At 67.0% G+C, this 22,521-nt stretch carries 20 protein-coding genes, 2 tRNA genes and 1 pseudogene; 8 read left to right on the forward strand and 15 right to left on the reverse strand.

Going from position 1 to position 22,521, the window contains the following annotated elements; genetic code table 11:
- Nucleotides 1–45 precede the first annotated feature (45 nt).
- The 5 genes from KCG34_RS01450 to KCG34_RS01470 form a co-directional block, all read right to left on the reverse strand.
- Nucleotides 46–219: a Flp family type IVb pilin gene (locus KCG34_RS01450; protein ID WP_211938635.1), complete on the reverse strand. Its 174-nt coding sequence runs from the start codon at nt 217–219 to the stop codon at nt 46–48.
- 548 nt (nt 220–767) lie between these two features.
- A complete protein-coding gene (locus KCG34_RS01455; RefSeq protein ID WP_211938636.1) occupies nt 768–941 on the reverse strand; it encodes a Flp family type IVb pilin in 174 nt (57 codons plus the stop codon).
- A gap of 140 nt (nt 942–1,081) precedes the next feature.
- The gene (locus tag KCG34_RS01460) at nt 1,082–1,255 is read right to left on the reverse strand and encodes a Flp family type IVb pilin (RefSeq protein WP_211938637.1); all 174 of its coding nucleotides are present in this window, start codon (nt 1,253–1,255) and stop codon (nt 1,082–1,084) included.
- Nucleotides 1,256–1,665: 410 nt separating this feature from the next.
- A complete protein-coding gene (locus KCG34_RS01465; protein WP_211938638.1) occupies nt 1,666–2,646 on the reverse strand; it encodes an ABC transporter permease in 981 nt (326 codons plus the stop codon).
- Nucleotides 2,643–3,611 carry an ABC transporter ATP-binding protein gene (locus KCG34_RS01470; protein ID WP_211938639.1) on the reverse strand — a complete coding sequence of 323 codons (969 nt, stop codon included), beginning with the start codon at nt 3,609–3,611 and terminating at the stop codon, nt 2,643–2,645. Before KCG34_RS01470 ends, KCG34_RS01465 begins: the two co-directional genes overlap by 4 nt.
- Nucleotides 3,612–3,807: 196 nt before the next feature.
- Between KCG34_RS01470 and KCG34_RS01475 the strand changes: the two genes are divergently transcribed.
- Nucleotides 3,808–4,020, forward strand: a complete 213-nt coding sequence (locus KCG34_RS01475; RefSeq protein WP_211938640.1) for a hypothetical protein — start codon at nt 3,808–3,810, stop codon at nt 4,018–4,020.
- Nucleotides 4,021–4,073: 53 nt separating this feature from the next.
- Here KCG34_RS01475 and KCG34_RS01480 read toward each other — a convergent pair whose 3' ends face one another.
- The 6 genes from KCG34_RS01480 to KCG34_RS01505 all read right to left on the reverse strand — a co-directional run bounded on the left by KCG34_RS01480 (nt 4,074) and on the right by KCG34_RS01505 (nt 10,552).
- Nucleotides 4,074–5,333 (reverse strand): glycosyltransferase family protein, encoded by a 1,260-nt coding sequence (locus KCG34_RS01480; protein WP_211938641.1) that lies wholly within the window; start codon nt 5,331–5,333, stop codon nt 4,074–4,076.
- 30 nt (nt 5,334–5,363) lie between these two features.
- Nucleotides 5,364–5,747, reverse strand: coding sequence for a TadE/TadG family type IV pilus assembly protein (locus tag KCG34_RS01485; RefSeq protein WP_211938642.1), 384 nt, complete (start codon nt 5,745–5,747; stop codon nt 5,364–5,366).
- On the reverse strand, nt 5,744–6,322 hold the full coding sequence (locus KCG34_RS01490) for a hypothetical protein (protein ID WP_211938643.1): 579 nt from the start codon (nt 6,320–6,322) through the stop codon (nt 5,744–5,746). Before KCG34_RS01490 ends, KCG34_RS01485 begins: the two co-directional genes overlap by 4 nt.
- Entirely contained in the window at nt 6,319–7,686 is a 1,368-nt protein-coding gene (locus KCG34_RS01495) for a pilus assembly protein TadG-related protein (protein WP_211938644.1), read from the reverse strand. Before KCG34_RS01495 ends, KCG34_RS01490 begins: the two co-directional genes overlap by 4 nt.
- Before the next feature lie 244 nt (nt 7,687–7,930).
- Nucleotides 7,931–8,623 carry a response regulator transcription factor gene (locus tag KCG34_RS01500; protein WP_211938645.1) on the reverse strand — a complete coding sequence of 231 codons (693 nt, stop codon included), beginning with the start codon at nt 8,621–8,623 and terminating at the stop codon, nt 7,931–7,933.
- Between the two features lie 24 nt (nt 8,624–8,647).
- Nucleotides 8,648–10,552: a sensor histidine kinase gene (locus KCG34_RS01505; protein WP_211938646.1), complete on the reverse strand. Its 1,905-nt coding sequence runs from the start codon at nt 10,550–10,552 to the stop codon at nt 8,648–8,650.
- A 537-nt stretch (nt 10,553–11,089) separates the two neighbouring features.
- Between KCG34_RS01505 and KCG34_RS01510 the strand changes: the two genes are divergently transcribed.
- The 3 genes and pseudogenes from KCG34_RS01510 to KCG34_RS26075 all read left to right on the forward strand — a co-directional run.
- Nucleotides 11,090–12,862 (forward strand): hypothetical protein, encoded by a 1,773-nt coding sequence (locus KCG34_RS01510; protein ID WP_211938647.1) that lies wholly within the window; start codon nt 11,090–11,092, stop codon nt 12,860–12,862.
- Nucleotides 12,863–12,864: 2 nt separating this feature from the next.
- Nucleotides 12,865–14,631, forward strand: a complete 1,767-nt coding sequence (locus KCG34_RS01515; protein WP_211938648.1) for a hypothetical protein — start codon at nt 12,865–12,867, stop codon at nt 14,629–14,631.
- A 287-nt stretch (nt 14,632–14,918) separates the two neighbouring features.
- Nucleotides 14,919–15,479: pseudogene (locus KCG34_RS26075) on the forward strand (glycosyltransferase); the annotation flags it as partial.
- Nucleotides 15,480–15,954: 475 nt separating this feature from the next.
- On the opposite strand, the gene KCG34_RS01525 reads toward KCG34_RS26075, so the two are convergent.
- The 3 genes from KCG34_RS01525 to KCG34_RS01535 form a co-directional block, all read right to left on the reverse strand.
- Nucleotides 15,955–16,030 (reverse strand) — tRNA-Asn (locus tag KCG34_RS01525).
- 196 nt (nt 16,031–16,226) lie between these two features.
- Nucleotides 16,227–17,189, reverse strand: a complete 963-nt coding sequence (locus KCG34_RS01530; protein ID WP_211938649.1) for a quinone oxidoreductase family protein — start codon at nt 17,187–17,189, stop codon at nt 16,227–16,229.
- Nucleotides 17,190–17,263: 74 nt separating this feature from the next.
- Nucleotides 17,264–18,547: a NupC/NupG family nucleoside CNT transporter gene (locus KCG34_RS01535; protein WP_211938650.1), complete on the reverse strand. Its 1,284-nt coding sequence runs from the start codon at nt 18,545–18,547 to the stop codon at nt 17,264–17,266.
- Nucleotides 18,548–18,778: 231 nt separating this feature from the next.
- On the opposite strand from KCG34_RS01535, the gene KCG34_RS01540 reads away from it, so the two are divergent.
- Nucleotides 18,779–19,249, forward strand: a complete 471-nt coding sequence (locus KCG34_RS01540; protein ID WP_249138172.1) for an NUDIX hydrolase — start codon at nt 18,779–18,781, stop codon at nt 19,247–19,249.
- A 17-nt stretch (nt 19,250–19,266) separates the two neighbouring features.
- Here the strand turns inward: KCG34_RS01540 and KCG34_RS01545 are convergent.
- Nucleotides 19,267–19,340, reverse strand: a tRNA-Cys gene (locus KCG34_RS01545).
- A gap of 182 nt (nt 19,341–19,522) precedes the next feature.
- Between KCG34_RS01545 and KCG34_RS01550 the strand changes: the two genes are divergently transcribed.
- The 3 genes from KCG34_RS01550 to KCG34_RS01560 all read left to right on the forward strand — a co-directional run bounded on the left by KCG34_RS01550 (nt 19,523) and on the right by KCG34_RS01560 (nt 22,400).
- Nucleotides 19,523–20,095, forward strand: coding sequence for a protein-L-isoaspartate O-methyltransferase family protein (locus tag KCG34_RS01550; RefSeq protein WP_211938652.1), 573 nt, complete (start codon nt 19,523–19,525; stop codon nt 20,093–20,095).
- 154 nt (nt 20,096–20,249) lie between these two features.
- Entirely contained in the window at nt 20,250–21,749 is a 1,500-nt protein-coding gene (locus KCG34_RS01555) for a TolC family outer membrane protein (RefSeq protein ID WP_249138173.1), read from the forward strand.
- Nucleotides 21,750–21,893: 144 nt separating this feature from the next.
- Nucleotides 21,894–22,400, forward strand: coding sequence for a DUF2497 domain-containing protein (locus tag KCG34_RS01560; protein WP_305825979.1), 507 nt, complete (start codon nt 21,894–21,896; stop codon nt 22,398–22,400).
- Nucleotides 22,401–22,521: the final 121 nt, after the last annotated feature.

Raw genomic sequence — 22,521 nt, forward strand, 5'->3', positions numbered from 1 at the left:
TTGCGGCCGGACGACCAGGTATTCGCCAGAGATTTGGCGCCAGTCTTAGAAGTTCACGGCGCTGATCGCGGTGCCGGCGCTGTTCAGGGCGGTGGCGATGGTGTTGCCGAAGGCGGTGATCGCCACGACGATCGCCGAGCCCAGGATGGCGAGGATCAGCACGTATTCGGCCGCCGCGGCGCCGGATTCGTCCTTCATGAAAGAAACAAACTTGGACATCTTCATCTCCATTAAAAGTTGACGACAGGCCGGTTTATGGCCGGCGTGAAAGCAGGAAGGTGAAGTGCAGGGCGCCCCCCGTGCGCTACACCCTGAGTAAGCATCATCCACAGGCTTAGCCGTTTGTAAACGTAAATGTATAGTTAAAGTCGATGTTTTTGGAAAGAAAACGCATTCAATTCAACCGATAAGCGGCTAAGTTACCATATTCGTGTAATGTTATAAAATGTTAGAGATTAGCCATTACCCAATTCGAGCCGGTCGATCGCGCGAACGGGCCGCAGGGCTCTGCAGTTCTTTTGATTTCAGGGGACGCCGAAGTTCGGCGTAAGCGAGCGAGGTCATGTTCCCGGTGTGAGCGTTGCATGGTGTTAAGATTGGCCCGCCATGCGTTCGCCGTGTCCAGGCCGCGGAACGACCACGAATATACTTTGTGTCGTTGCTGAAAAACGCAGGTATACTGATTTCCGGCTCTTCGAGCTGGTTCGGCCTGAGGCCTATGTCCGCCGGCCTAGGCCGCTGGAGGGGCCGGAACGGTGTGATCGGTCCTAGAAGCTGAAGTTCGAGAGTGTCGCGGCGGCTCTGTTCAGCGCGTCGCTGAGGTCCCCGCCGAAGTTGGTGACCGCCGCCACGGTCGCTGCGCCGAGCACGGCCAGGATCAGGACGTATTCGGCCGCCGCAGCGCCGGATTCGGCGTTCAGGAAAGCAATCACTTTCGGCATGCGAATCTCCATGGGCGAGTGGCGGAACCGGCTCGTCGGGCGGCGAGAGGGGCCGCCTTTAGACCAGAAAGGCGCCGCTCGGTCTGGCCGGGCGACGCCTCCACTGGACAACTTCTGCACGTTTCGAACGCTTTGAGCGCTCAGAAATTGACGGCGCTGATCGCGGTGCCGGCGTTGTTCAGGGCGGTGGCGATGGTGTTGCCAAACTTGGTGATCGCCACGACGATGGCCGAACCCAGGATAGCCAGGATCAGCACATACTCGGCGGCGGCGGCGCCGGACTCGTCTTTCAGGAAAGAAGCCATTTTCGACATACTCAGTCTCCTTGAAGAACCATGATTGCGCGTGGCTCGTTGCTGAGCCGATGAAAAGGTGAGTTTCAGGGCGCCCCCCCGATCTCTGCACCTTAAGTAAATATCAGCCATAGTTGTTGGGGTTTGTAAACGTAAATAGATGGTTAACGAATGCGGGCTTCATTGGGAAACATTTTAAGATTCAACCACCAAGCGGCTTCGTGCCAAGTTCGTGGATAATGTTAAAAAATATTAGGAAAAATGGGACCATATTGGCACACAAGCATTCGCAGGCGATACCCACCTTGGGCTGTTTGCGATCTGGGACGGCGAGCGACGACAACTGGCGAGACCGTCGTTATCCGACCTCGGAACCGTGTCACATCGCCTGAAGCGGGTAGTATTGGCGTTTGGCCCGGCGATCCGCGGCGTCAGGCCGAACGGCGCTTTGGGGACCGGCCGGGCGACGGGTCCAGCGTGACTGCCCGTATGGCGAGGCGGCCGGCGATGACAGTCGACAAAGCCAGGAGCGCCAGCGCGGCGAGTTCCGTCGGCGCCGGCTGGGGATGCAGCAGCAGCATGAACGGCGTGAACGGCGGCGCATAGGTCAGCCAGGCCGGCGGCGAGGCGGCGCCGATCGAGAGCAGGGCTGCGAAAAACACCGCCAGCAGGACGGCGAACATCGGCCGAGCCAGGTTCTGCGCGTCGGCGCTGTCGCGGGCGCGGGCGCCGATGGCGACGGTGGTCAGGCCATAGAAGGCGAAGGTGGCGAGGTAGATGCCAAGCGCGCGCAGCAGCAGCACCGGCTGGTCCATGCCTTTTAGGAGGCCCGAGACCATGCCGCCCGAACCGCCGAGCAGCGCGCCGAAGGCCAGGGTCGAGCCCAGCCAGGCGCCGACCACCAGCGCCGACACCCCGCCGATGCCGATCAGCTTGCCGCCGACGATCTCCGCCGGGCTCGCGGCCGCCAGCAGGCTTTCCAGCGCCTTGTTGGCCCGCTCGCGCACCGTGGCCTGCAGCAGCATGCCCAGCGACCCGGCCAGGGTCATCCACAGCATCATCACCAGCACGAAGCGGGAGATCGCGCCGGCGTCGAGGGGCTTGGCCGCCGGTTGCGGCGCCAGCCGGATCGGGCCTCGGATGCGGGTGTCGCGCCTGAGTATGTCGAGCAGCTGGTTGCGCGCCTGGGCGGCCATGGGGAAGCCGTCGGTGAAACGGGCCTCGACCACGCCGTCCGGGGCGCGGGACAGGGTCAGGGTCTGGGAAGCGGCGGGGGGCGCCGGCTTGTGCGCCAGCGCCATCATGCCTACGCCCATGATTAGCGGCCCGACCGCGAGCGCGATCCAGAAGCTGGCCGTGGCCACATAGGCGCGGAATTCGCGGCCCGCGATCAACCAGGCGGCGGAGGTCATGCGGCGCGGCTCCGGGGCACCTCGGCTTGCGCCTGAGGGGCGGCGAGGTCCCAGAAGGCGCTCTCCAGGTCGGGCTTGATCGGCTCGAAGGCGAAGATTGGCACGGCGTATTCGGCCAGGGCGCGCATCAGGGCGGGGTGGGTGACCTGCCGGGGCATGGTGACCCGCCAGCGCGCGGCCTCGCCCATGCCGGCGGACATGGGCCGCACATCGCCGCCGATGGCGGCGGCGGCGGCGAACAGGGCGGCCTCGTCCGAGGTGACGATCACCGCGCCGTGCGAGGCCTGGCCTGCAGCTTCGTTCAGGGGGCCCTCGAACACGGTGCGGCCGCCGGCCAGGATCACCACCTGGTCGCTGAGGCGCTCGGCGGCGGCCATGGAGTGGGTGGAGAACAGGATCGCCCCGCCGCCCGCGCGGAATTCGGCCAGCAGGGACAGGACATCGCTCTGGCCCACAGGGTCCAGGCCGGAGAGTGGCTCGTCCAGGATCAGCAGGTCCGGGCCGTGGGCCAGGGCGCAGAGAATCTGCACGCGCTGGGCGTTGCCCTTGGACAGTTCGCCGATGCGGGCCCGGCGCCGGTGGCCAAGGCCGATCCGCTCAAGGAGCCGGTCGGCGGCCTTCAGGGCCTCGCGCCGGCCCAGGCCCTTCAGGCGCGCGTGGAAGGCGATGGCGTCGCGGGCCCGATCGCGGGGCGACAGGCCGCGCTCCTCCGGGAGGAAGCCGACCCGGCGGCGGGCCTCCTTGTCGGCCGGGGCGCCGAACAGGCGGATATCGCCGGCGTCGGGGCTGAGCAGGCCGAGCACGCAGCGCAGGGTGGTGCTCTTGCCGGCGCCGTTGACGCCGATGAAGCCGGTGACCTCGCCGCGGCGCACGCTCATGCGAACATCGTCGACGCCGCCGCCGCTGGGATAGCGCTTGGCGAGTCCCGTCACGGTCAGGGCGTCGGTGGGATTGGCGCAGTGCATGACCCCATTTCTACATGGTTCGGTTGCGGTCATGTTAACGACGACCAATAGAGATGGGTTCAATACATCGTTTACCAAGAATAACGTTCGCGATACTCTTTCGGTGCTCGCTTCTTTGTTAAGGTTAACGATCTGTTAAAATAGATAGACACGGCCCGAGTCTCAGTATACCTTGTAATAAAAGACGAGGGCTTTCATGCATCGGCTCGCTCGAATAGCGCCCTTTTTCCTGATCGGCCCAGTCAGCGGGCCCTTGCTCGCCGGCGTGGTTTTTAACCTTCGCGGCGGCCGGCCGGTGCTGGCGGGCCTCTATGCGATCGCCCTGGCGCAATACACCGTCCTGCTGCCGGCCCTGGTCGGCAAGTACGGCGCCGCCCTGATGGTCAAGTATGGGCTGCCGCTGATCTGAGCGGATCGGCGTCGAAACAGGGCCTTCGCCGCATCAGTGCGGTTCCGTATTTCTCAGAAAATCGCCGGCGCGCCGGCCAGGTAGAGCCGGATCACCGCATAGCCGGCTGACGAGGCGACGAGATAGATCGCCAGCCCGGCCGTGACGACCCGGCGAACTGGCCCGGGGCCGGCCCAGGACCACATCAGCGCCAGCGCCAGGGCGAAGCCGGGCCAGAGACCGTAGTAGTAGCGGGGCTGGGCGAGGTCGAGAAAGCCGTGCTGGACGAGCGACATCCAGCCGAACCAGAACTGCAGCGCCACAGTGGGGACAAGCGCCAGGACCGCCGCGGCGGCGACGCGCCAGGCGGCCGCCTCGGGCTCCGGCCGCCGCTCGCGGAGCGCCAGCGCTGCGGCCGCGGCGCCCAGCAGCAGCACAGCGTAGAGGGCGATGGTCAGCAGCGTCGGCGTCGGTCCAGTGGCCGACCAGCCGTCGACCATCTGGCGCAGGAATGTCAGGCCATAGGCCGCAAGGCCGATCGGCGTGCGCTGGCTGGGCGGAACCGCGCGCGCCTCGGAAAAATAGACGAACCCGCCGTAGCGCACGAGGTTGACCAGGCTCGGCAGGGCGCCGATCGCCCCGCCGGCGATTACCGTGGCGTAGGCGTAAAGCGGCGGCGGGCTGGAGCGGTCCTTGAGCCGCAGGGCTTCGGCGAACGCGAAGGTGAAGCCGACCATCAGGGCCGTGGTCAGCTTGGACCAGCCGGCCAGGGCGAGGCCGGCGCCCAGGACGGCTGCATCGACCAGGCGCCCGCGCAGATGAAAGTCGGCAAGGCCCAGGAAGGCGAGGCCGGTGGCGACCAGGGCGGCGTTGTCGTCGTTGATGATGCCGCTGATCAGGCCCAGCTTGGGGAACAGCACCAGGAACAGGGCGAACACGGCCCGCGGCCGCCAGCCGCGCAGCAGGCGAAAGCCGCCCGCCAGCATCAGGGCCACCCCGACCGTCGAAATCGCCACATCGGCGATGCGCAAGGCGATGAACGAGCCGCCGGACAGCCGGTCGATCGGGGCCATCAGCAGGTAGTAGGGGGAGGGGTGGGGCAGGTAGTTGGGCTGGGCGCCCCAGCACAGGCAGCCAGGGTCGAGGGTCCGCAGGGCCTCATAGTGCGGGAACAGGCTGGGCTGCGCCTCCATGGCGCGGACGAAGGACAGGTGCTGGATCTCGTCCAGGCTCTGCGGAAAATGGGCGAACCAGACGATCAGGCCGGCGCCCAGCACATGGAAGGCGAGGGCGGCGGCGGCGATGGCCAGGGCGCGCGCCCGTTCGCTACGCATCCAACCATGCCCGGAACCCATGGCGCGCGGTCAGCCCAGCGGCTGGCAGGCGGTGGCGTGGAGGGTCAAGGTGAAGCCGACTAGGCCGGTGGTGAAGTGATAGGGGGCCGAGGCGACGACCTGGTTGCCGCAGCTTTGTCCTGAGTTCAACTGGAAGCTCGCCGACCCGGTCGGCCCTTTGTAGGGGAAGGCGGCGATGTAGGTGCCGGTGCACTTGGTGGGCTGCACGGTGGCGCAGCGCGCGGCGGTGGCGGCGGCGTATTGCAGGGTCGCTTCGGCGTACATCATCACGCTGATGTTGATCACGCCGAAGGTGACCAGCACCAGGGCCGGCACGATCAGGGCGAACTCGACCGCCGAGGCGCCGTTTTCGCCGGGGAGCAGGCGGGAAAGGCGAGCGATCAGGCGCTTCATTTGTCGAGCCTCAGCCAGGCGGTCTGGGTGATGGTCTTGGGCAGGAACGAGGTCACGGTCGCGTTGGGGAAGAAGGAGGTGAAAGGATAGCTTGCCGTCGCCTGAACATATTCGCCGGGAACAGTGATACTGCCAGCGATAACGCTAGAGCAGTTGCCTGGCCCCTGCGGCGCCGTTGTGGCGTTGCCATCAGTTGTGGCGACATGGACCAGGGCTCCCGAACCATTGGAGCAGTAATAGCTGTCGATGATTGCACTCGCCCCCAATGAGACATTCGTCCCCAGCGAACCGCTCTGGGCAGCGGTCTTCATCACCGTGTAAACGCCGGAGCAACTGGCCAGTGGCAGAGCGGTGCTGGCGGAGCTCTGGTTGCAAAGGTGCCAAGCAGCCTGAACCGCAGCCTCAGCCGCAGACGCCACCTGCATCCGCTTGACGCCGTACATGCCGAGGTCAACCACATTCGCGGTCGGAATGCTGAGCAGGCCCATCCACAGCACGAACTCTGCGGCTGCCGCCCCCCGGGTTTCGCCAAGGAAGCGCGGCGCCAGACAGGAGAGGCGAAGGTTACGCATCATTGAACTAGCGCCTGCCTGACCAGAACCGAGTCCGGGGACGGTATCAGCCCGGAGACGCCAGCGCGATCGCACTGGCTGGTAGGATTGGCGAAAATCGAACCGGTGCCGCTGGTCGTAAAGTTGCTCGCAACGACGGAAAGGCAGGCGTAGCCTCCGCCCGCGATCACGGAAGATTTAGTTTCGTGATTGATGGCCCCCTGGAAAGTCAGGTTTGTATAGGGGGCATAGACCAGTCCAGTTATGTCGAAGGTCGGCGAATTACCCGAATAGACCTGATTTGTCGGGGACGTCATAGCCGGATCCTGGTAGATGGCGAATCCAGACCACGCGCCGGACGATGGCGCTCCATAATCGATGGTGCCGTTTCCGGTGATAAAGCCAGGCGCGCCGCCTGCTGTCCCCGTAAAGACTATGGTTAAGCCCGAATTGGCGACAGTGAAGTTCCCGTTCAGCACCAAGTTCCCATTATTGATGACCAGAACCGTACCTGGCGTGTTCGTTGTCGCCTTCGTCCCCGCTGAACCTGCGGGGATGGTGAAGTTCCCGGTTATGGTGACACATTGAGCGGTTGACCAATTGAGAGTTGTGCCGTCCGCAGATGGGGAGCTAATAGCGGTGCAGTTCTTTAGCGGGTTGTTCTTCAATTGAGATGTGAAGGGGTCGGTGAAGGTGCCAGCGCCAGTGATTTGCTTGGTTCCGCAATTCTTATCGGTCGTGCTAACGGTAATCGTATCTCCAAAGCCACCATTGTGTCCGTTGCACGTGGCCGATCCGTTTGAATAGAGGACGCATCCGCCCGCATCGAAATTAGCGCTGCCGTTCAGTTGAAAGCTTGAGTTGTTCCCATGAGCTGGCTGGGTATTGGCTGTCGCTAGCATGCATGGGTCGAGTGGTGTGGCGTAGCTGGCCATGGCGGTGACGACGATCTTTTCCGCCGGCGCGCCCGAGATGCTGCCGCCATTGCCCTTGTAGCCAACGATGTTGACCAGCGAGATCGGCACCAGCTTGGTGATGGTCACCTGATAACAGTTGGTGGCGGTCGAGGGGGACGGACAAGTCTGGTTGTCCGCCGCCGTCACCGTGGTGTTGTACGAGCCATTGGGGAAGTTGTAGCGGGCCGCGACCGCCTTGGCCTCGTCCGAGAAGCTTGGGGTCTTGTAGTCGGTGTAGCAGGCCGCCGACGGGTCGCAGCCGTTGGAGGCCGCCGCCAGCACAGCCGCATCGGCCGCCGTCTGGGCCGCGCGCTTGATCAGGAACCAGCTGGACGCCTCTGCGCCGATAGACATGGCGCCGATCAGCGGGATCAGCATAAGGGCCAAAAGGGGGCTGACGCTGCCGCGGCGATTGCGGAGCAGCGCGATCACGGGATGCAGCCACGATCTACGCATCGGCTTCGTCCTTCTTCCTTCGCTCGGCCTGTCATGCTGTCTCGACAGGCCAAGGCGCGATTGCGCCAAGACTTTGGCGTCTATAGCACAATCGCCAGTACGTTAAAAACTATCGCGCCAGAGATGATGGTGTATCAACCCAAGTCTACTCTCGCGTGGATATTTCTTAACTAGCTATAATTTCGCCGGACGCCCCTTTGGGCCACGGCGAAGACCTCTCCTACTCGCACTTCAGCCTGTAGCCCTGGCCGGCTTCGGCGATCAGGAAGCGGGGCGCGGACTGGTCCGGCTCGATCTTCTGGCGGACCTGCCAGGCCAGCACCCGCAGGTTCATGTAGTCGGCCTCGCCGGACCGGCCCCAGATGGCCTGGATGATCTCGTCGTGCGGAACGATGGAGCCGCCGGCGTCGGCCAGCAGTTGCAGAAGCTCCGTCTCCTTGCGCGACAACCGCACAGGCTGGCCATCGATGATGGCCCGGCGCGTATCGAAATCGATCACCAGGCCTCGCTTGGGCGTATCGGTCGCATCGGCGCTCTTGCAGCGCCGCGGTGGGCGCAGGGCCACGCGGATCCGCGCCAGCAGCTCGCCGGTGTCGAAGGGCTTGCCCACATAGTCGTTGGCCCCGAGGTCCAGGGCGCTGATCTTTTCCCGTTCCGAGGCGCGGGCCGAGATCACCAGGATCGGGGCCGAGGAGATCGCCCGGGCTTCCTGGATCACCTCCTTGCCGTCCATGTCCGGCAGGCCCAGGTCAAGCAGCACCACGCCGAACTCGCCCTTGATCAGCTGCTCCAGGGCGCCCATCCCGTTCTTGGCGGTGGCGACCTCGTAGCCGGCTTGCACCAGGGTCGATTGCAGCATCCGCAGCAGCTGCTCTTCGTCTTCTACGATGAGGATTTTATTGACGTTTTGCATGGTTTTCTTATGGCTTGTGTCAAATCAGGACTGCGACAGCGGAAGCTTGATGGTCACTACAAGGCCCGGGCCATCCTCGCCACGGTTGCGGGCGCTGACCGAGCCGCCCAGCATCTCGACCAGGCTGCGGGTGATGTAGAGGCCGAGGCCGAGGCCGGGCGCCTGGGCGCCGCGGCTGCGGTAGAAGCGCTCGAACATCCGATCGACCGCATCGCCCGGCGCGCCGCAGCCCTGGTCGGCCACCTCGATCACCAGCCAGCCGCCCTCGCGGTGGCTGCGGATGCGGACGACGGATTCCTCCGGCGAGTATTTGATGGCATTTTCCAGGATGTTGCCGAACACCTGGGCCAGAAGGTTGGGGTCGGACCAGATGGGTTCGGGATCGACCTCGACATGCAGGTAGCGCCGCGTGCTGCCGACCTCGCCGAAGGTGTCCCAGACATCGTAGATCAGGGAGTCGATATTGACCTCGGTGCGGTTGACCTCGATCGATTCCGACTCCAGCCGGGCCAGGCTGATGAAGTTGTCGACATAGCGGCTGAGGCGGCCAGCCTGCTCCTTGATGATCAGCAGGAGTTGGCGGCTGACGCTGCGGTCGTGGCGCTCGGGCAGGTTCAGGATGCTGGTCACAGAGCCCAGAATGCCGGCGAGCGGCGAGCGGAAGTGGTGCGAGATGGCGTCCAGCAGCACGGTGCGCAGGTGCTCGGCGCGGGCGACATAGGCCATTTCGGCCTTTTCGGCGCTGAGGCGCGAGCGGACGATGGCCGAGGCGCCGAGGTCGATCAGCGAGGCGGCGATCTGGTCGGAGATCTCGGCGCTGGCGGGCGAGCCGGGAAAGCGCCAGCGGACACAGCCCACGTCGCGGCCGTCCGCCTCCAGCCTCTGGGTCCGCCAGCGGCTGCCTTCGCCCTCCGCCCCCGCGGCGTCGTCGGCCTCGAAGCGGCCCTCACGGCGTTCCAGCATCTGGCCGGCGTCGTCGAACACCTGGACCACGCCGCCGCGGGTGATCTGGGACAGGCTGTCCAGCAGCACGCGGCGGTTGGCGGCCTCGTCGGTGCCGGCGGAAAGGTCGCGGCTGGCTTCGACCAGGGTCTTGAGCGCCTCGCGCTCGTGCCGCACCCGATCGGCGAGCAGGCCGACGCCGCCGCCGAAGGTGGCGAATAGGAACAGGTCGATGGCCTGGTTCGTCAGGGGGTGCGGGGGCGGGACACCGATCGGCCGCAGGATCACCGCCGCCGCCAGGCCGGACGTCACCCCCGCCGCGATCCCGAACCGGGCGCCGGTCAGGCCGCCGACGATGATAACCGCGCCAAGGGCGATCAGCAGGGACTGTGCCTGGCCGATGAGGCCTTGCAGCAAAGCGGCGGTCAGGAGGCCGGCGCCGATCACCACCAGGGCGGAAAGGGCTTGGCGGGCCTCGACGCGAACCGGCGCGCGGCTGACCTGTGGGCCTTTCTGTTTGGCGACATCGAAGAAGCGGCCGACGGCGGGGCCTGACGCTCGGGCGGACAGTCGCCGCCCCACTTCTAGCAGCGATCGGGCTTGGCGATGCCGGTGGCGAACGGTGTCGGTGTAGAAGCCGACCACCGCCACGAATAGGCCGAACGCCGCCAGCAGCAGGGTCTCGCGCGATTGCAGGTCCAGCGCGGGCGTCGCGCGGCCGCTGAGCAGGTTGAAGCCGATGAAGCCGGCCGCAGCGGCCAGCAGCCCTGCGACCAGGCCGAAGGCGGCCGCGGCGAGCAGGATGCAGCCCAGGATGAGCACTTCCGGCGTGGTGAGGCGCTGGCCCTCGAAAACGCGCAGGGCCACGGCGCCGACGGCCAGCAGGGCGACGATGCGGATCAGGGTCTCGGCCAAGCGGTTCCAGTCCGGCGCCGCGAGGCGGGACGGGGCTGGCCCGTATGGCTTTTCCTGCCGCGTGTTGGTCATTTGCGGTTCCAGGCGTGGAGCGGGACGCCGAGCGACCCCTTGAAGCTTGCCGATTTGGGGAGCGCTACGGCGACGCCAGATGGTAGCATCTGTTAAGATTGCAGCAACGAATAAAGAGATGAGGACTGAATATTCAAAGACGATTCAGGGGCGCGGCTCGGCGCTGTGACCTCCAGGTAAGCGATGATTCGTCTTGGTTAACGTGTTTGGCCGGCCTTGAAAGGTCGAAGATTGTCGCTTTAAATCAAGGCCCAAGGGTATATCGTGACCATAACCGTGTTCGCCTTGGTCATCGCGGCGGAGACTGGTCGAGCTGCCGAAATCGGCGAAAATAGTTTGGTATCCGAGATGTCTATTCGCGCGGGCGGTGAGCGCATTACAAGATATTAGAGTTTTGAGTATCGTTGTTTTCGGGACATCGCTCCCCGAATTGGGGTGTGATCCTGGGCCGGAGGCGCCACTTAAGAGTGGTGAAACCTGTCGGCCCGATAGTCCGGGCCGCCGTCCGGGCTCTGGCGGCCGTAGATCGGGGGCGTCGTGCGGCTTTCCAGGATACCGGATCTCAGCTCGGACAGAGCCCTGGTGCGCCTGGCGCTGGCCGTCACCCTGGTGGTCGCCGCCGCCCTGACTTGGCGTGACTGGAACCTGGCCAAGTCGCTCGGCGACACAGACGACGCCATGCGCCTGGTGCTGGTCCGCGACCTGCTGTCCGGCCGGGGCTGGTACGATCAGTGGGTCGGCCGGCTGCAGCCGCCGATGGGCGTCTATATGCACTGGTCGCGGCTCCTCGACGGCGGCCTGGCGGCGATGACGGCGATGTTCCGGCTGGCCTTGCCGCCGGCGGCGGCGGAGACCGCCACGCGGCTGGTCTGGCCCCTGATGTGGATCTTTCCGGCGGCGCTGTGCAGCCTGGCCCTGGCGCGCCGTCTCGGCGGGTCTGCGGCGATGTTCGTCTGCGCCGCGATCCTGGCCGTCAACCTGCAGATCTACGAGCAATTCCATCCGGGGCGAGTCGATCACCACGACGTGCAGATCGTCATGGCCCTGGTGGCGGCGGTTTGCGCCATGACCCGGGCGCGGCGCGCGCACTGGGCCCTGGTGGGCGGGGCCGCGACGGGATTCGGCCTCGCCGTCGGCATGGAGGCGCTGCCGTTCGAGGCCGTGGTCGGTGCGAGCTACGCCTTGCGCCTGGCATGGGATGAGGGCGAGGCGGAGGCGGGCCGCAACTACGGGGCGGCGCTGGCGGCTTCGACGATCGGCTTCTTCCTGCTGCAGACGCCGCCCATGCGCTGGGGGATCGCCGCCTGCGACGCCCTGGGCCTCAACCTCGTCGCGGCGGTCACCGTCGCCGGCGCTGGTCTCGCGCTGCTGGCGGCTTTCGCCGGCCGCCTGTCGAGACCGGCTCGGCTGGCCGGTCTCGCGGGCCTGGGGCTGGCCGTCGCGGTTATCTATTTGAAGTTCGATCCGCTCTGCCTGGGCGGCCCGTTCGCGGCGGTCGATCCGCGGCTGAAGCCCTTCTGGTTCGACCGCATCACCGAGCTTCTGTCCTGGCCGCAGCTGTTACGGTCCGATCGCGTCACCGCTGTCTTCACCATCACCGCCGGGGTCGGCGTCGCCCTGGCCGTGATCGTGCGCCTGCTGCTGGAGCGTAGCCGGATCAGCGCGGACGTCGCCCTGGCCTGTGTGCTTGGCTTGTTGGCGGTGGTGTTGGCCTCCCAGGCCTACCGCATGCAGGACTATGTGTTCTGGCTCGGCTTTCCCATGCTGGCCTGGCTGTTCGGCTGGATCGTCGAGCGCTGGCTCGGCGGCGTGACCTTGGCGGCGGTCGCGATCAGCCTGTTCGCCTCGCCGCTCTTCCTGGGCGCAGGGGCCGGCAAGGCGGTGGAGCTGGCGCTAGGGCCGCCGCCCGCATCGGCGATCCGGCCGGTGATCAGTTCGGCCTGTTACGACACAGCCGCCTACCGGCAGCTGGCCGCCCAGCCGCCCGGCCTGGTGCTGGGCGGGATCGACCTGGGCTCGTTCGTGCTGGCTAATACGCCGCACTCGGTCGTCACCGCGCCGTATCATCGCATGTCCTGGGGCATCTATGCGGCGCACCAGGCCATGGCGGCTTCTCCGAACGAGGCCGAAGCCCGGGTGAGGGCGCTGAAGGTCGACTATGTGGTCGACTGCCCGACCGCGCCGCTGACGAGCGGTCCGTCCAGCCTGGAGGCCAGCCTGCGCCGGGGCCTGGTTCCCTCGTGGCTGGATCCCCTGCCGGCCAAGGGACAGGTGCTGAAGACCTATCGTGTCCGCCCCAGGATAGGCTGAGCATGAAGCTGTCGCCGATCCCCGACCTCGCCACCGGCCGCCGGCTTGGTTGGACGGCGCTGGCCCTGACGGTCCTGGTCTGCGCCGGCCTCGCGCTTCGTAACGGCCAGGCCATATCCTCGCTGGGCGACACCGACGACGCCATGCGGCTGGTGCTGGTCCGCGACCTGTTGTCCGGCCGCGGCTGGTATGACCAATGGGTCGGGCGGCTGCAGCCGCCGGCGGGAACCTTCATGCACTGGTCGAGGCTGTTGGACGGGGCCCTCGCTGGCGCCGTGCTGGCCTGTCGCCAGGTGATGGCGCCGGCCTTGGCCGAAACCGTCGTGCGCCTGGTCTGGCCGCTGACGTGGATCTATCCAGCGATTCTCGCGGCCTTGCTGATCGCGCGCCGGTTCGGCGGCGCCGTCGCCGTGTTCGTCTGCGGCGTCGTGCTGGCGACCAACTATCAGGTCTATGAGCAGTTCCGCCCCGGGCGGATCGACCATCACAATATCCAGATCGTCATGGCGGCCGTCGCCGCCGCCTGCGCCCTGGTGGCCGGTCGTTCCACGCGCTGGGCGGCGGTGGCTGGCGCGGTCTCCGGCCTGGGCCTAGCGATCGGGATCGAGGCCCTGCCGTTCCAGGCCCTGATCGGCGCGAGCTACGGCCTGCGCCTCCTGAGCGAGGATGGCGACGAGCGAGGCCCTGCACGCGCCTACGGCCTGTCGCTAACCGCCTCGCTCTGGGGCTGCTACCTCATCCAGACGCCCCCCTGGCGCTGGTCGCTGTCCTTCTGCGACAGCCTTGCGCTCAACCTCGCAGCGGCGGTGGCGATCGGTGGGCTCGGCCAGGCCGCGCTGGCGACCTGGCCGCCGCGCGGCCGGGGCGCACGCCTGGCGGGGCTGCTCGTGATCGGCGGGGCGGCGCTGGCGACCTATCTGGCTCTCGATCCCAGCTGCCTCCACGGGCCGTTCGCGGCGGTGGATCCGCGGGTCAGGCCGTTCTGGTTCGATCGGATCGGCGAACTGCAATCCTGGTCGGGGCTATGGAGCCTGGACCGGCATGCGGCGGTCTACACCATCTGGGCGGGGGTTCTGGTCGCGGCGGGAGCTGTGGGGCTGCTCGCGAGCGGGCGCGGCCGGCTGAGCGTCGAGACCCTGTTGGCCGCCGGCCTGGCGTTGCTGGCCGTGGTGTTGGCTTCACGGGCGGTGCGGCTTCAGGACTATGTCTTCTGGCTGGGCCTGCCGGTGTTCAGCGCGGCGGTTGCGCCCTTGATGCGAAAATGGCTGGGCGGACTGATGCTGCCCACGGTGGTCGCGGCCACGGCGATCTCGCCCGCTTATATGGGCGGGGCGGCCAACGCCCTGGGAGACTTGGCGCTCGGCAAGCCTGCGCCAGGCCAGGCGTCGGCCCAGGCAGAATGCTTCAGCCCCCGGGCCTATCGCCGCCTGGCCGCACTGCCGCGCGGCCCGGTGCTGAGCGAGTTGGACAACGGGCCGTTCATCCTGGCCTATACCCACCACTCTGCGCTGGCGGCGCCCTATCACCGCATGTCCTGGGGCATACTCGCGGCGCACGACGCGCTGGAGTCTGCGCCGGATCAGGCCGAGGCGCGGGTGCGAGCGCTCAAGCCCGCTTACGTGGTCGTCTGCGCCGCCGCGCCGGCCCCCGCCTCGGCGAACGGTCTGGAAGCCTCGCTGCGCCGGGGACGGGTTCCGGCCTGGCTGGCGCCCGTGTCGGCCCCCGGCGAGGTTCTGCAGGCCTATGCAGTCAGGGTCGCTGGCCGCTGAAGCCGACACTGGGCTACGCCCATGTTAAAGGTTGTGAATGTATTCGGTCGTACAATTCCAGGTATAGGAGAATAAACTCGGCCATCCAAAACGCCAATTAGTATAGTGTGGCGCGCAGCCGGTCTTTTGGGGGTGTCGTCTTGTCGGCGTTGGCGGTCGGGTTGGCGGTTTTCTCGCTGTTGGCGATCTATCCGTTCGCCCTCTATCCGCTTTCGCTGCTGCTGATCCCGAGGGTGCGCGAGGAAAGCCAGGCGAGTCCCTGGATCCGGCCGCCGATCGCGGTCTGCATGTCGGCCTACAACGAGGAAAAGGTCATCGTCGAAAAGGTCGAGAGCCTTCTCGCCATGGCCAGGGCCTATGGCCCCGCCGAGGTGCTGGTGTTTGTCGACGGGGCCGAAGATTGCACCGCCGAGCTGCTCCAGCCCTATGCCGACCGCATCCGCCTGACCGTCTCGTCGGGCCGAAACGGCAAGACGGCGGGCCTGAACCATCTGGTCGGCCAGACCGACGCCCCGCTCCTGGTGTTCACCGACGCCAATGTCCGCTGCCCGATCGATGCGCTGATCCGGTTGGCGCACCATTTCCGGGACCCTTCGATCGGGTGCGTCTCGGCGTCGCTGGACTACGACGTCGATGACGAAGTGGCCGGGGTGGGCGCCGCCTACTGGTCGGTCGAGGAGGCGATCAAGCGGCGCGAGAGCGACACCATCGGCCTGGTGGGCGTGGACGGAGCGCTGTTTGCGATCGACCGCAGCCTCTACGAACCGCCGCCGAACCATCTGATCGACGACCTCTACGTCTCGCTGCTGGCCCTGGCCTCCGGCCGCCGGGTGATCTCGGATCGCCTGCTCAGGGTGCGCGAACGCGGGGCTGCGCGCTGGGCCGAGGAGCTTACGCGCAAGCGGCGCATCGCCTGCCAGGCCTGGAGAGTCCATGCCGCACTTTGGCCCCGGTTGCGACGGCTGCCGGCGCCGCGGCTCTACGGCTACTGCGTCCATCGGGTGCTGAAGTGGCTTAGCCCGTTCGCCGTGGCCCTGGCGCTGGACTGCGCCCTGGGCCTTCTGGCGGCGAAGGCGGGCTGGCCGATGGCGATCGGCCTGCTGACCGGGGTGGCGCTGCTATGGGCGGGCGGGGCGCGCCTGGGCGTTCCGCTATGCCGTTCGCTCGGCGCGGTCGCGGTGTCGTTCGTCGGCGTCGGCCTGGGCGGTATCGACGCCCTGTTGACCGACAGGACCTACACGGTGTGGACGCCCGCCGCTTCGGTGCGCGACATCGAGCCCGCGGGCGAGGGCGGGTCGGGCGAGGCGGAAACGATGCGGAGGGTGGCTCCCCGGGCAGGACTCGAACCTGCGACAAGTCGGTTAACAGCCGACTGCTCTACCAACTGAGCTACCGGGGATCAGCGATATCGCCGAAGGACCGCGGCTATAGACTGGGGCGGTTTGCGGATCAAGCCCATGCGGCGAAACGTCTGGCGAAAAAAGCAGCCCGGCGGAGAGCCGGGCTGAAAGTCGTTCGGTGATGGTGGGATGTCTTCGAAGAAGACGCTGAAATGATCGGATGATCGTGGTTAACCGGGTCTTAACCGGGAGGTCTCAAGGGACCAGGATCACACGGCCCACGGCGGCCCGGCTTTCGATATAGCGGTGGGCGGCGGCGGCTTCCGAGAGCGGGAATTCGCGGTCGATCCGGACCTTCAGAGCCCCCTTGGCGGCGTCGTCGATCAGGGCCTGGATGTTGTCGTGGACCCGATCGGTCATGATCTCGGCGCCCAGGAAAACCCCTGAAATCGAAGCGTTTTTGCCCATCAGACTGGCCACGTCGACCTTCATCGGCTCGCGCCCCGCAGCGCCCACCATCGAAACCCGGCCGCGATAGCCCAGGGACAGGATCGAACCTTGCAGGGTTGAGCCCCCGACAGGGTCGACGACCAGATCGACACCCTTGTTGTCAGTCAGGCGCATCACCGCCTGGACCACATCTTCCGATTGGTAGTTGATCCCATGATCCAACCCGAAAGCGGTGAGGGCCTCCAGCCGCGAATCGGTTGACGCGGTGGCCAGCACCCTGGCCCCCGCCCGCTTGGCCAGCTGGATGGCGGCGACGCCGACGCCGCTGGCGCCGGCCTGGACCAGCACGGTCTCGCCGGCCTTGAGCCGACCGAACTCGAACAGGCAGTCGTGGGCGGTGCCGAAGGTGACGGGAATCACCGCCGCCAGCTTGGGGTCATAGCCGTCCGGCACGACCCAGCAGTTGCGGGCCGGCACGGCGCGCAGTTCGGCGTGGGAGCCGAAGGCGTTGACCGTGGCCACTTTTTGCCCGACGCGCAGATTGTCCACCTCGGGCCCGACCTCGACGATCTCGCCCGCAGCCTGATAGCCGACGATGTGCGGCCGCGTGACCAGGGCGCCGCCCTGGCGGTTCAGGGTGTCGCCGCCCTCGATGCTGACCGCCTCGACGCGGATCACCACCCCCTTGGCGTGGCAGGGCGGATCCTCGACATCTTCGTACTTCAGGACCTCGGGTCCGCCGTTCTCGTAATAGACCGCCGCCTTCATGGGTTCGCTCCCTCGATTGTTCGTGAGAACTCAGTAGCGAATCCGAACGGACCCCTCAATTGACCTTTGGGTGATCAGCCGCCGAACAGCTGGCCGGGCAGGGCGCCGACCACCGAGGCGGTCATGCAGGTGGCCAGGAACCCGGCCAGCATGGCCTTCCACACCATGCCCATGACCTCGATGCGCCGGCCGGGAACCAGGACGCTGTAGCCGGCGACATTGATGCCGACCGAGGCGATGTTGGCGAAGCCGCACAGGGCGTAGGTCATGATCATGCGGCTGCGGTCGGACAGGGCGGCCGGCGCCACGTGGCTCATGTGGATGAAGGCGCTGAACTCGGTCAGCACCAGCTTCACGCCCAGGAGTTGGCCGGCGGCGGGCGCCTCCTTCCAGGGGATGCCGATCGACCAGGCGAGGGGGGTGAAGAGGGCGCCCAGGGCCCGCTCGATGCTGAGCGGCGCGCCCTGGAAGGCCGGGGCCATGGCCAGGCCCTTGTCCAGCATGGCCACCAGGGCCACGAACACCACCAGGGTCGCGGCGACGTTCAGCACCACGTTCAGGCCGTCTGTGGTGCCCTTGATCACCGCGTCGATCGAACTGGCGTAGGTCTTGTCGCCGGCCTTGGGGTCGAAATCGGTCCTGGCCTCGATCGGGTCGGGCGGAACGATGATCCGGGCCAGGAGCACGCCGGCGGGCGCCGAGATGATCGAGGCGGTCAGGATGTGCGAGGCGACGTTGGGCAGGACCCCTTTGAGGATGGTGGCGTAGGCGACCATGGTCGAGCCGGAAACGCAGGCCATGCCGACGCTGATCAGCATGAACAGTTCCGAGCGGGTCAGGAGATCGAGATAGGCTCGGATGAAGATCGGCCCCTCCACCTGGCCCATGAACACGGTGGCCGCGGCGGCCAGGGCAGGCGGCCCCCTGAGGCCCAGGGTCTTCTGGAACAGGAAGCCGAAGCCCTTGGCGATCCATTTCAGGATCTTCCAGTGCCAGAGCAGGGCCGAGAGGGCGCAGACCACCAGGATCACCGGCAGGACGTGAAAGGCCAGGATGAACAGGCCCGACGGCGTGGTCACCGGATAGGGCTGCTGCGGCCCTCCGGCCAGGAAACCGAACACGAAGGCGGCGCCGTCATTGGCCGAAGAGCCCAGGATGTCGACCCCCACGCCCACGCCGCGCAGCACCGTCTGCGCCGCCGGCACGCCGAACAGCAGCAGGACCAGGGCGACCTGTATGGCCACCGCGCCGATCGCCAGGCGGAAGGGAAAGCGCGAACGGCCCTCGGAAACGGCCCAGCAGGCGGCCATGGTGAGAAAAAGCCCGGTCAGGCTCTGCAGATTTTGCAGCTGAAACATCATTCCCCCTGCGAGGCCCAGGTGCTCGGGCCGCGCCCGGGGCGATTGATGACGCGCCGCGCGCGGCTTGCAAGCCGTTCTTGGCGGGAAGGGCTATGAAATCGGCGGCGACAGGTGATCGGCGGAGCCAGCCAGCGGCGCTGGGTCACAGTTGCCCGGGCCTTCGCAAGGGCTTTGCATTGAGGTCTCGATTCGCTCCCAGCCCGCCGCCAGGTCTCGATGAAAGCCAGGGTGGACAAGATCAGCACGAGGCCGGCGCCCGGACCCGGCCTGCAATACGCCGCCCTGCCGTTCCGGCGGGACTCGGGCGTCAGCATCCTGCTGGTCACCTCGCGCGAGACCGGCCGCTGGGTCCTGCCCAAGGGCTGGCCGATGAAAGGCCGCAAGCCCTGCGATGCAGCGGCGCAGGAAGCGCTGGAAGAGGCCGGCATCGTCGGCCGGATCGAAAGTCAGGCGATCGGCTTCTATCGCTACGACAAGCGGTTGCCGGACGGCTCGGACCGGCGCTGCGTCGTGCATGTCTACCCCTTGGAGGTCGAGGGGCAGCGCAAGCGCTGGCGCGAGCAGGGGCAGCGGACAGTGCGCTGGTTCCCGGTCGAGGAGGCCGCTGCGGCGGTGAAGGAGCCGGAGTTGCAGGACTTGATCGCGGTGTTCGGCCACCACCTGAGCGCGGGCGCGAACGAAGGCGGCTCTACCGACTAACTGCACACTGCCGGAGGTGGAGGCCTGGGCCGGAATCGAACCGGCGTGCACGGATTTGCAGTCCGCTGCGTCACCACTCCGCCACCAGGCCACCGGTGCTGCCGCGTCCCTGTCTCGAGGGCCGCCGTGGAGAGCGCGGATGGCTAACAGAAGCGGCCCGGCCGGGCAATATGGCTTTTCGGGCGCAATGGCCCGATTGCGTCGGGAAGGCGAGGGGACCTATAAGCGGCGGCCAAGCCGGATTCCCGGCCGTCCGCCCGCTACGAGGCCCGCATGACGTTCGACTACGCCGCCGCGCGCAACATCATGGTCGACAGCCAGGTGCGTCCCAACGACGTGACCGACCTGGCGCTCCAGCACGCCATGCGGACCGTGGCGCGCGAAGCCGTGGCGCCGGCGGACAAGGCCCACCTGGCCTATGCCGACTGCGAGATCGAATATGCGCCGGGCCGCTGGCTGATGCGCCCGCGCGACGTGTCCAAGCTGATCCATCTGGCCCGGCCCAAGGCGGGGGAGCGGGCGCTGGCGATCGCCGCCCCGTATGCGGCGGCGGTGCTGGAGGCGATGGGCCTGAAGGTGACGCGGCTGGAGGAGGGAGACCTGAAGGCCGCTCCGTCAGGTCCCTTCGACGTGATCGTGAGCGAAGGCGCGGTGGCCGAGCCGCCGGCGTCCTGGCTCGGCGCCCTGGCGGTGGGCGGGCGCCTGGCGGTGGTCGTGCGCAAGGGGCCGGCCGGCCGCGCCCGGCTCTATCTGCGTAGCGCGCAAGAGACCGGCTATCGCGAGGTATTCGAGGCTACGCCCCCGGTCTTGCCAGGCCTGGAGGCGGCGGCGGGCTTCGTATTCTGAAACAGCGGGCCGCGCTGAAAGGCGTCGCCGCCAACGGAATATGGTGACTAAACCGTAACTGGTCTTAAACCAAAAGGCGCGCTCCTAATCGCCGCCGTCCGCAAGGGGCGTCGGAAGTGATTCGGAGGCTGGGCTTATGGTTGGATCGGGTCGCATGGGCGGTTGGGCCGTCCTGTCGGCGGCGGGGATGCTGGCTCTGTCGCCGGCGATCGCGCAAGCCGAGACCCTGGCCGACGCCATCGCCCTGGCCTACCAGACCAATCCCACCCTGCAGAGCGAGCGCGCCCAGCTGCGCGCCCTCAACGAATCCTATGTGCAGGCGCGGGCCGGCTTCCGTCCGCAGGTGTCCGGTTCGGCCGAATACGACTATTCCAAGTCGCCTTCGACCTACGAGACCGAGGTCGACAACGCCTCGGCCACCCTTTCGGTCACTCAGCCGATCTACACCGGCGGCCTTGTCACCGCCCAGGTGCGCGCGGCCATGGCCGACATCCTGTCCGGCCGCCAGAAGCTGCGCCAGACCGAGGCGCAGGTGATGCAGCAGGTGATCCTGGCCTATGTCGACGTGCGCCGCGACCAGGAAGCCCTGCGGATCGCCCAGGACAATGTCAGCGTGCTGAACCGTCAGCTGGACGAGACCAAGGCCCGCTTCGACGTCGGCCAGATCACCCGCACCGACGTCGCCCAGTCCGAGGCGCGCCTGGCCCAGGCCCAGGCGCAGCTGGCCAACGCCATGGCCCAGCTGGGAGTCAGCCGCGCCGGCTATGTCGCCGTCATCGGGCAGTCGCCGGGCGAGTTGGCGCAGGAGCCGGAGCTGACCGCCGTGCCGGCGACTATAGACGAGGCCTTCGCCATCGCCGACAAGAACAATGGCGGCATCCTGGCGGCGGACTTCGCCGAGCAGGGCGCGGCGGCCCGCGTGGCCGAGGCCAAGTCGGCCAACCGGCCCACCGTTTCGATCCGCGCCGGCATTGGCGCGTCCTCGACCCTGCAGGAGTCGAAATCGCTGTCCTTCGGCCTGGTCAAGCTTGGGGTCTATCAGGAGAACGTCACCGCCTCGGCTGTGCTCACCCAGCCCCTGTTCACCGGCGGACTGAACTCCTCGCGCATTCGCGAAGCGCTGGAGGACGAGAACGTTCAGCGTATCGCCATCGAGACCGCCCGCCGCACGGCGGTGCAGCAGGTCTCGCAGGCCTGGAACCAGCTCCTGGCCGCCCGCGCCGGGGCGGTGTCGAACCAGAAGCAGGTCGACGCCGACCAGGTGGCCTGGGAAGGCACCCGGCAGGAAGCCCAGGTCGGCCTGCGCACCACGCTGGACGTGCTGAACGCCGAGCAGGAGCTGCACAACGCCCAGCTGGCCCTGGTCAATTCAAAGCACGACCAGTACGTCGCCAGCGCCGGGCTGCTCAACGCCATGGGCCGGCTGGAGGTGAAATACCTCGACGCCAGCATCAAGCCCTATGACCCCGAGAAGGCGTTCAACAGGGTGAAAGGGGGCGGCGCCCTGCCGCTGGATATCCCGATCTCGACCATCGACGGCCTGGGCTCGCCGCATGTCTCCAAGCCGCCGCCTCAAGGCCCGATGGTCACGGCCGCGCCCGTGACCGCGCCGCCGTCAGCGCCTGCCCAGGCAGGCAGCACGGTGATGCCGTAGGCGCCGGACAGCCCAAATCGGGGATCGTCCAGCGCCATCATCGCGTTTGCAGGAAAGCGTTTAGCCGCTTAGTTTGTGAACGAATCTGTCTTCACTGCGAAAGATCGCGCCCCGATGTCCGAACCGAACGCCCCGGAACCGACAATGGAGGAGATCCTGGCTTCGATCCGTCGGATCATATCCGAGGACGAGCCCCCGCCGTCGCGCGCTGAGGCGGAGGAGGAAGAGCCGGAGCCGCTGATCACGCCGGCCGCGCCGCCGCCTGTCATCGCCGAGCACGAAGACGTGCTGGAGCTGACGGAGCCGATGCACGAGGCGGATTCGCCGTTGGAAACCATCGGCGACCTCGACATCCTGCCCGCGCACACGCCGGCCGCGCCGAGCCTGCCGCCGATCGCGCCCGCCGCAACGTTCGAGTCGCCGTTCGACGACGAGCCCCTGGTGGGGCCATCGGCCGCCGAAAGCGCCGCCAGCGCCTTCGGCTCCTTGGCCCATCACGTGCTTATGCCTGCCGAGGGGCGTACGCTGGAGGAAGTGGTGCGCGAGATGCTGCGTCCACTGCTCAAGGCCTGGCTGGACCAGCACCTGCCGGGCATCGTCCAGGCCAAGGTCGACGAGGAAGTGGCCCGCATCGCGCGCCGCCGAGTATAAAGGCCGACAACAGGCGCGCTTTTTCCGGCGCGCCGCCGGCCGCTAAGCCTGAAATTCATGCTATGGCGGCCGCCGACGCGATCGGAAGCGGGCTGGATAGGCCTGTCTCCGATCGCCCTCG

The organism is Phenylobacterium montanum (genome assembly GCF_018135625.1).
GTDB lineage: Bacteria > Pseudomonadota > Alphaproteobacteria > Caulobacterales > Caulobacteraceae > Poindextera > Poindextera montana.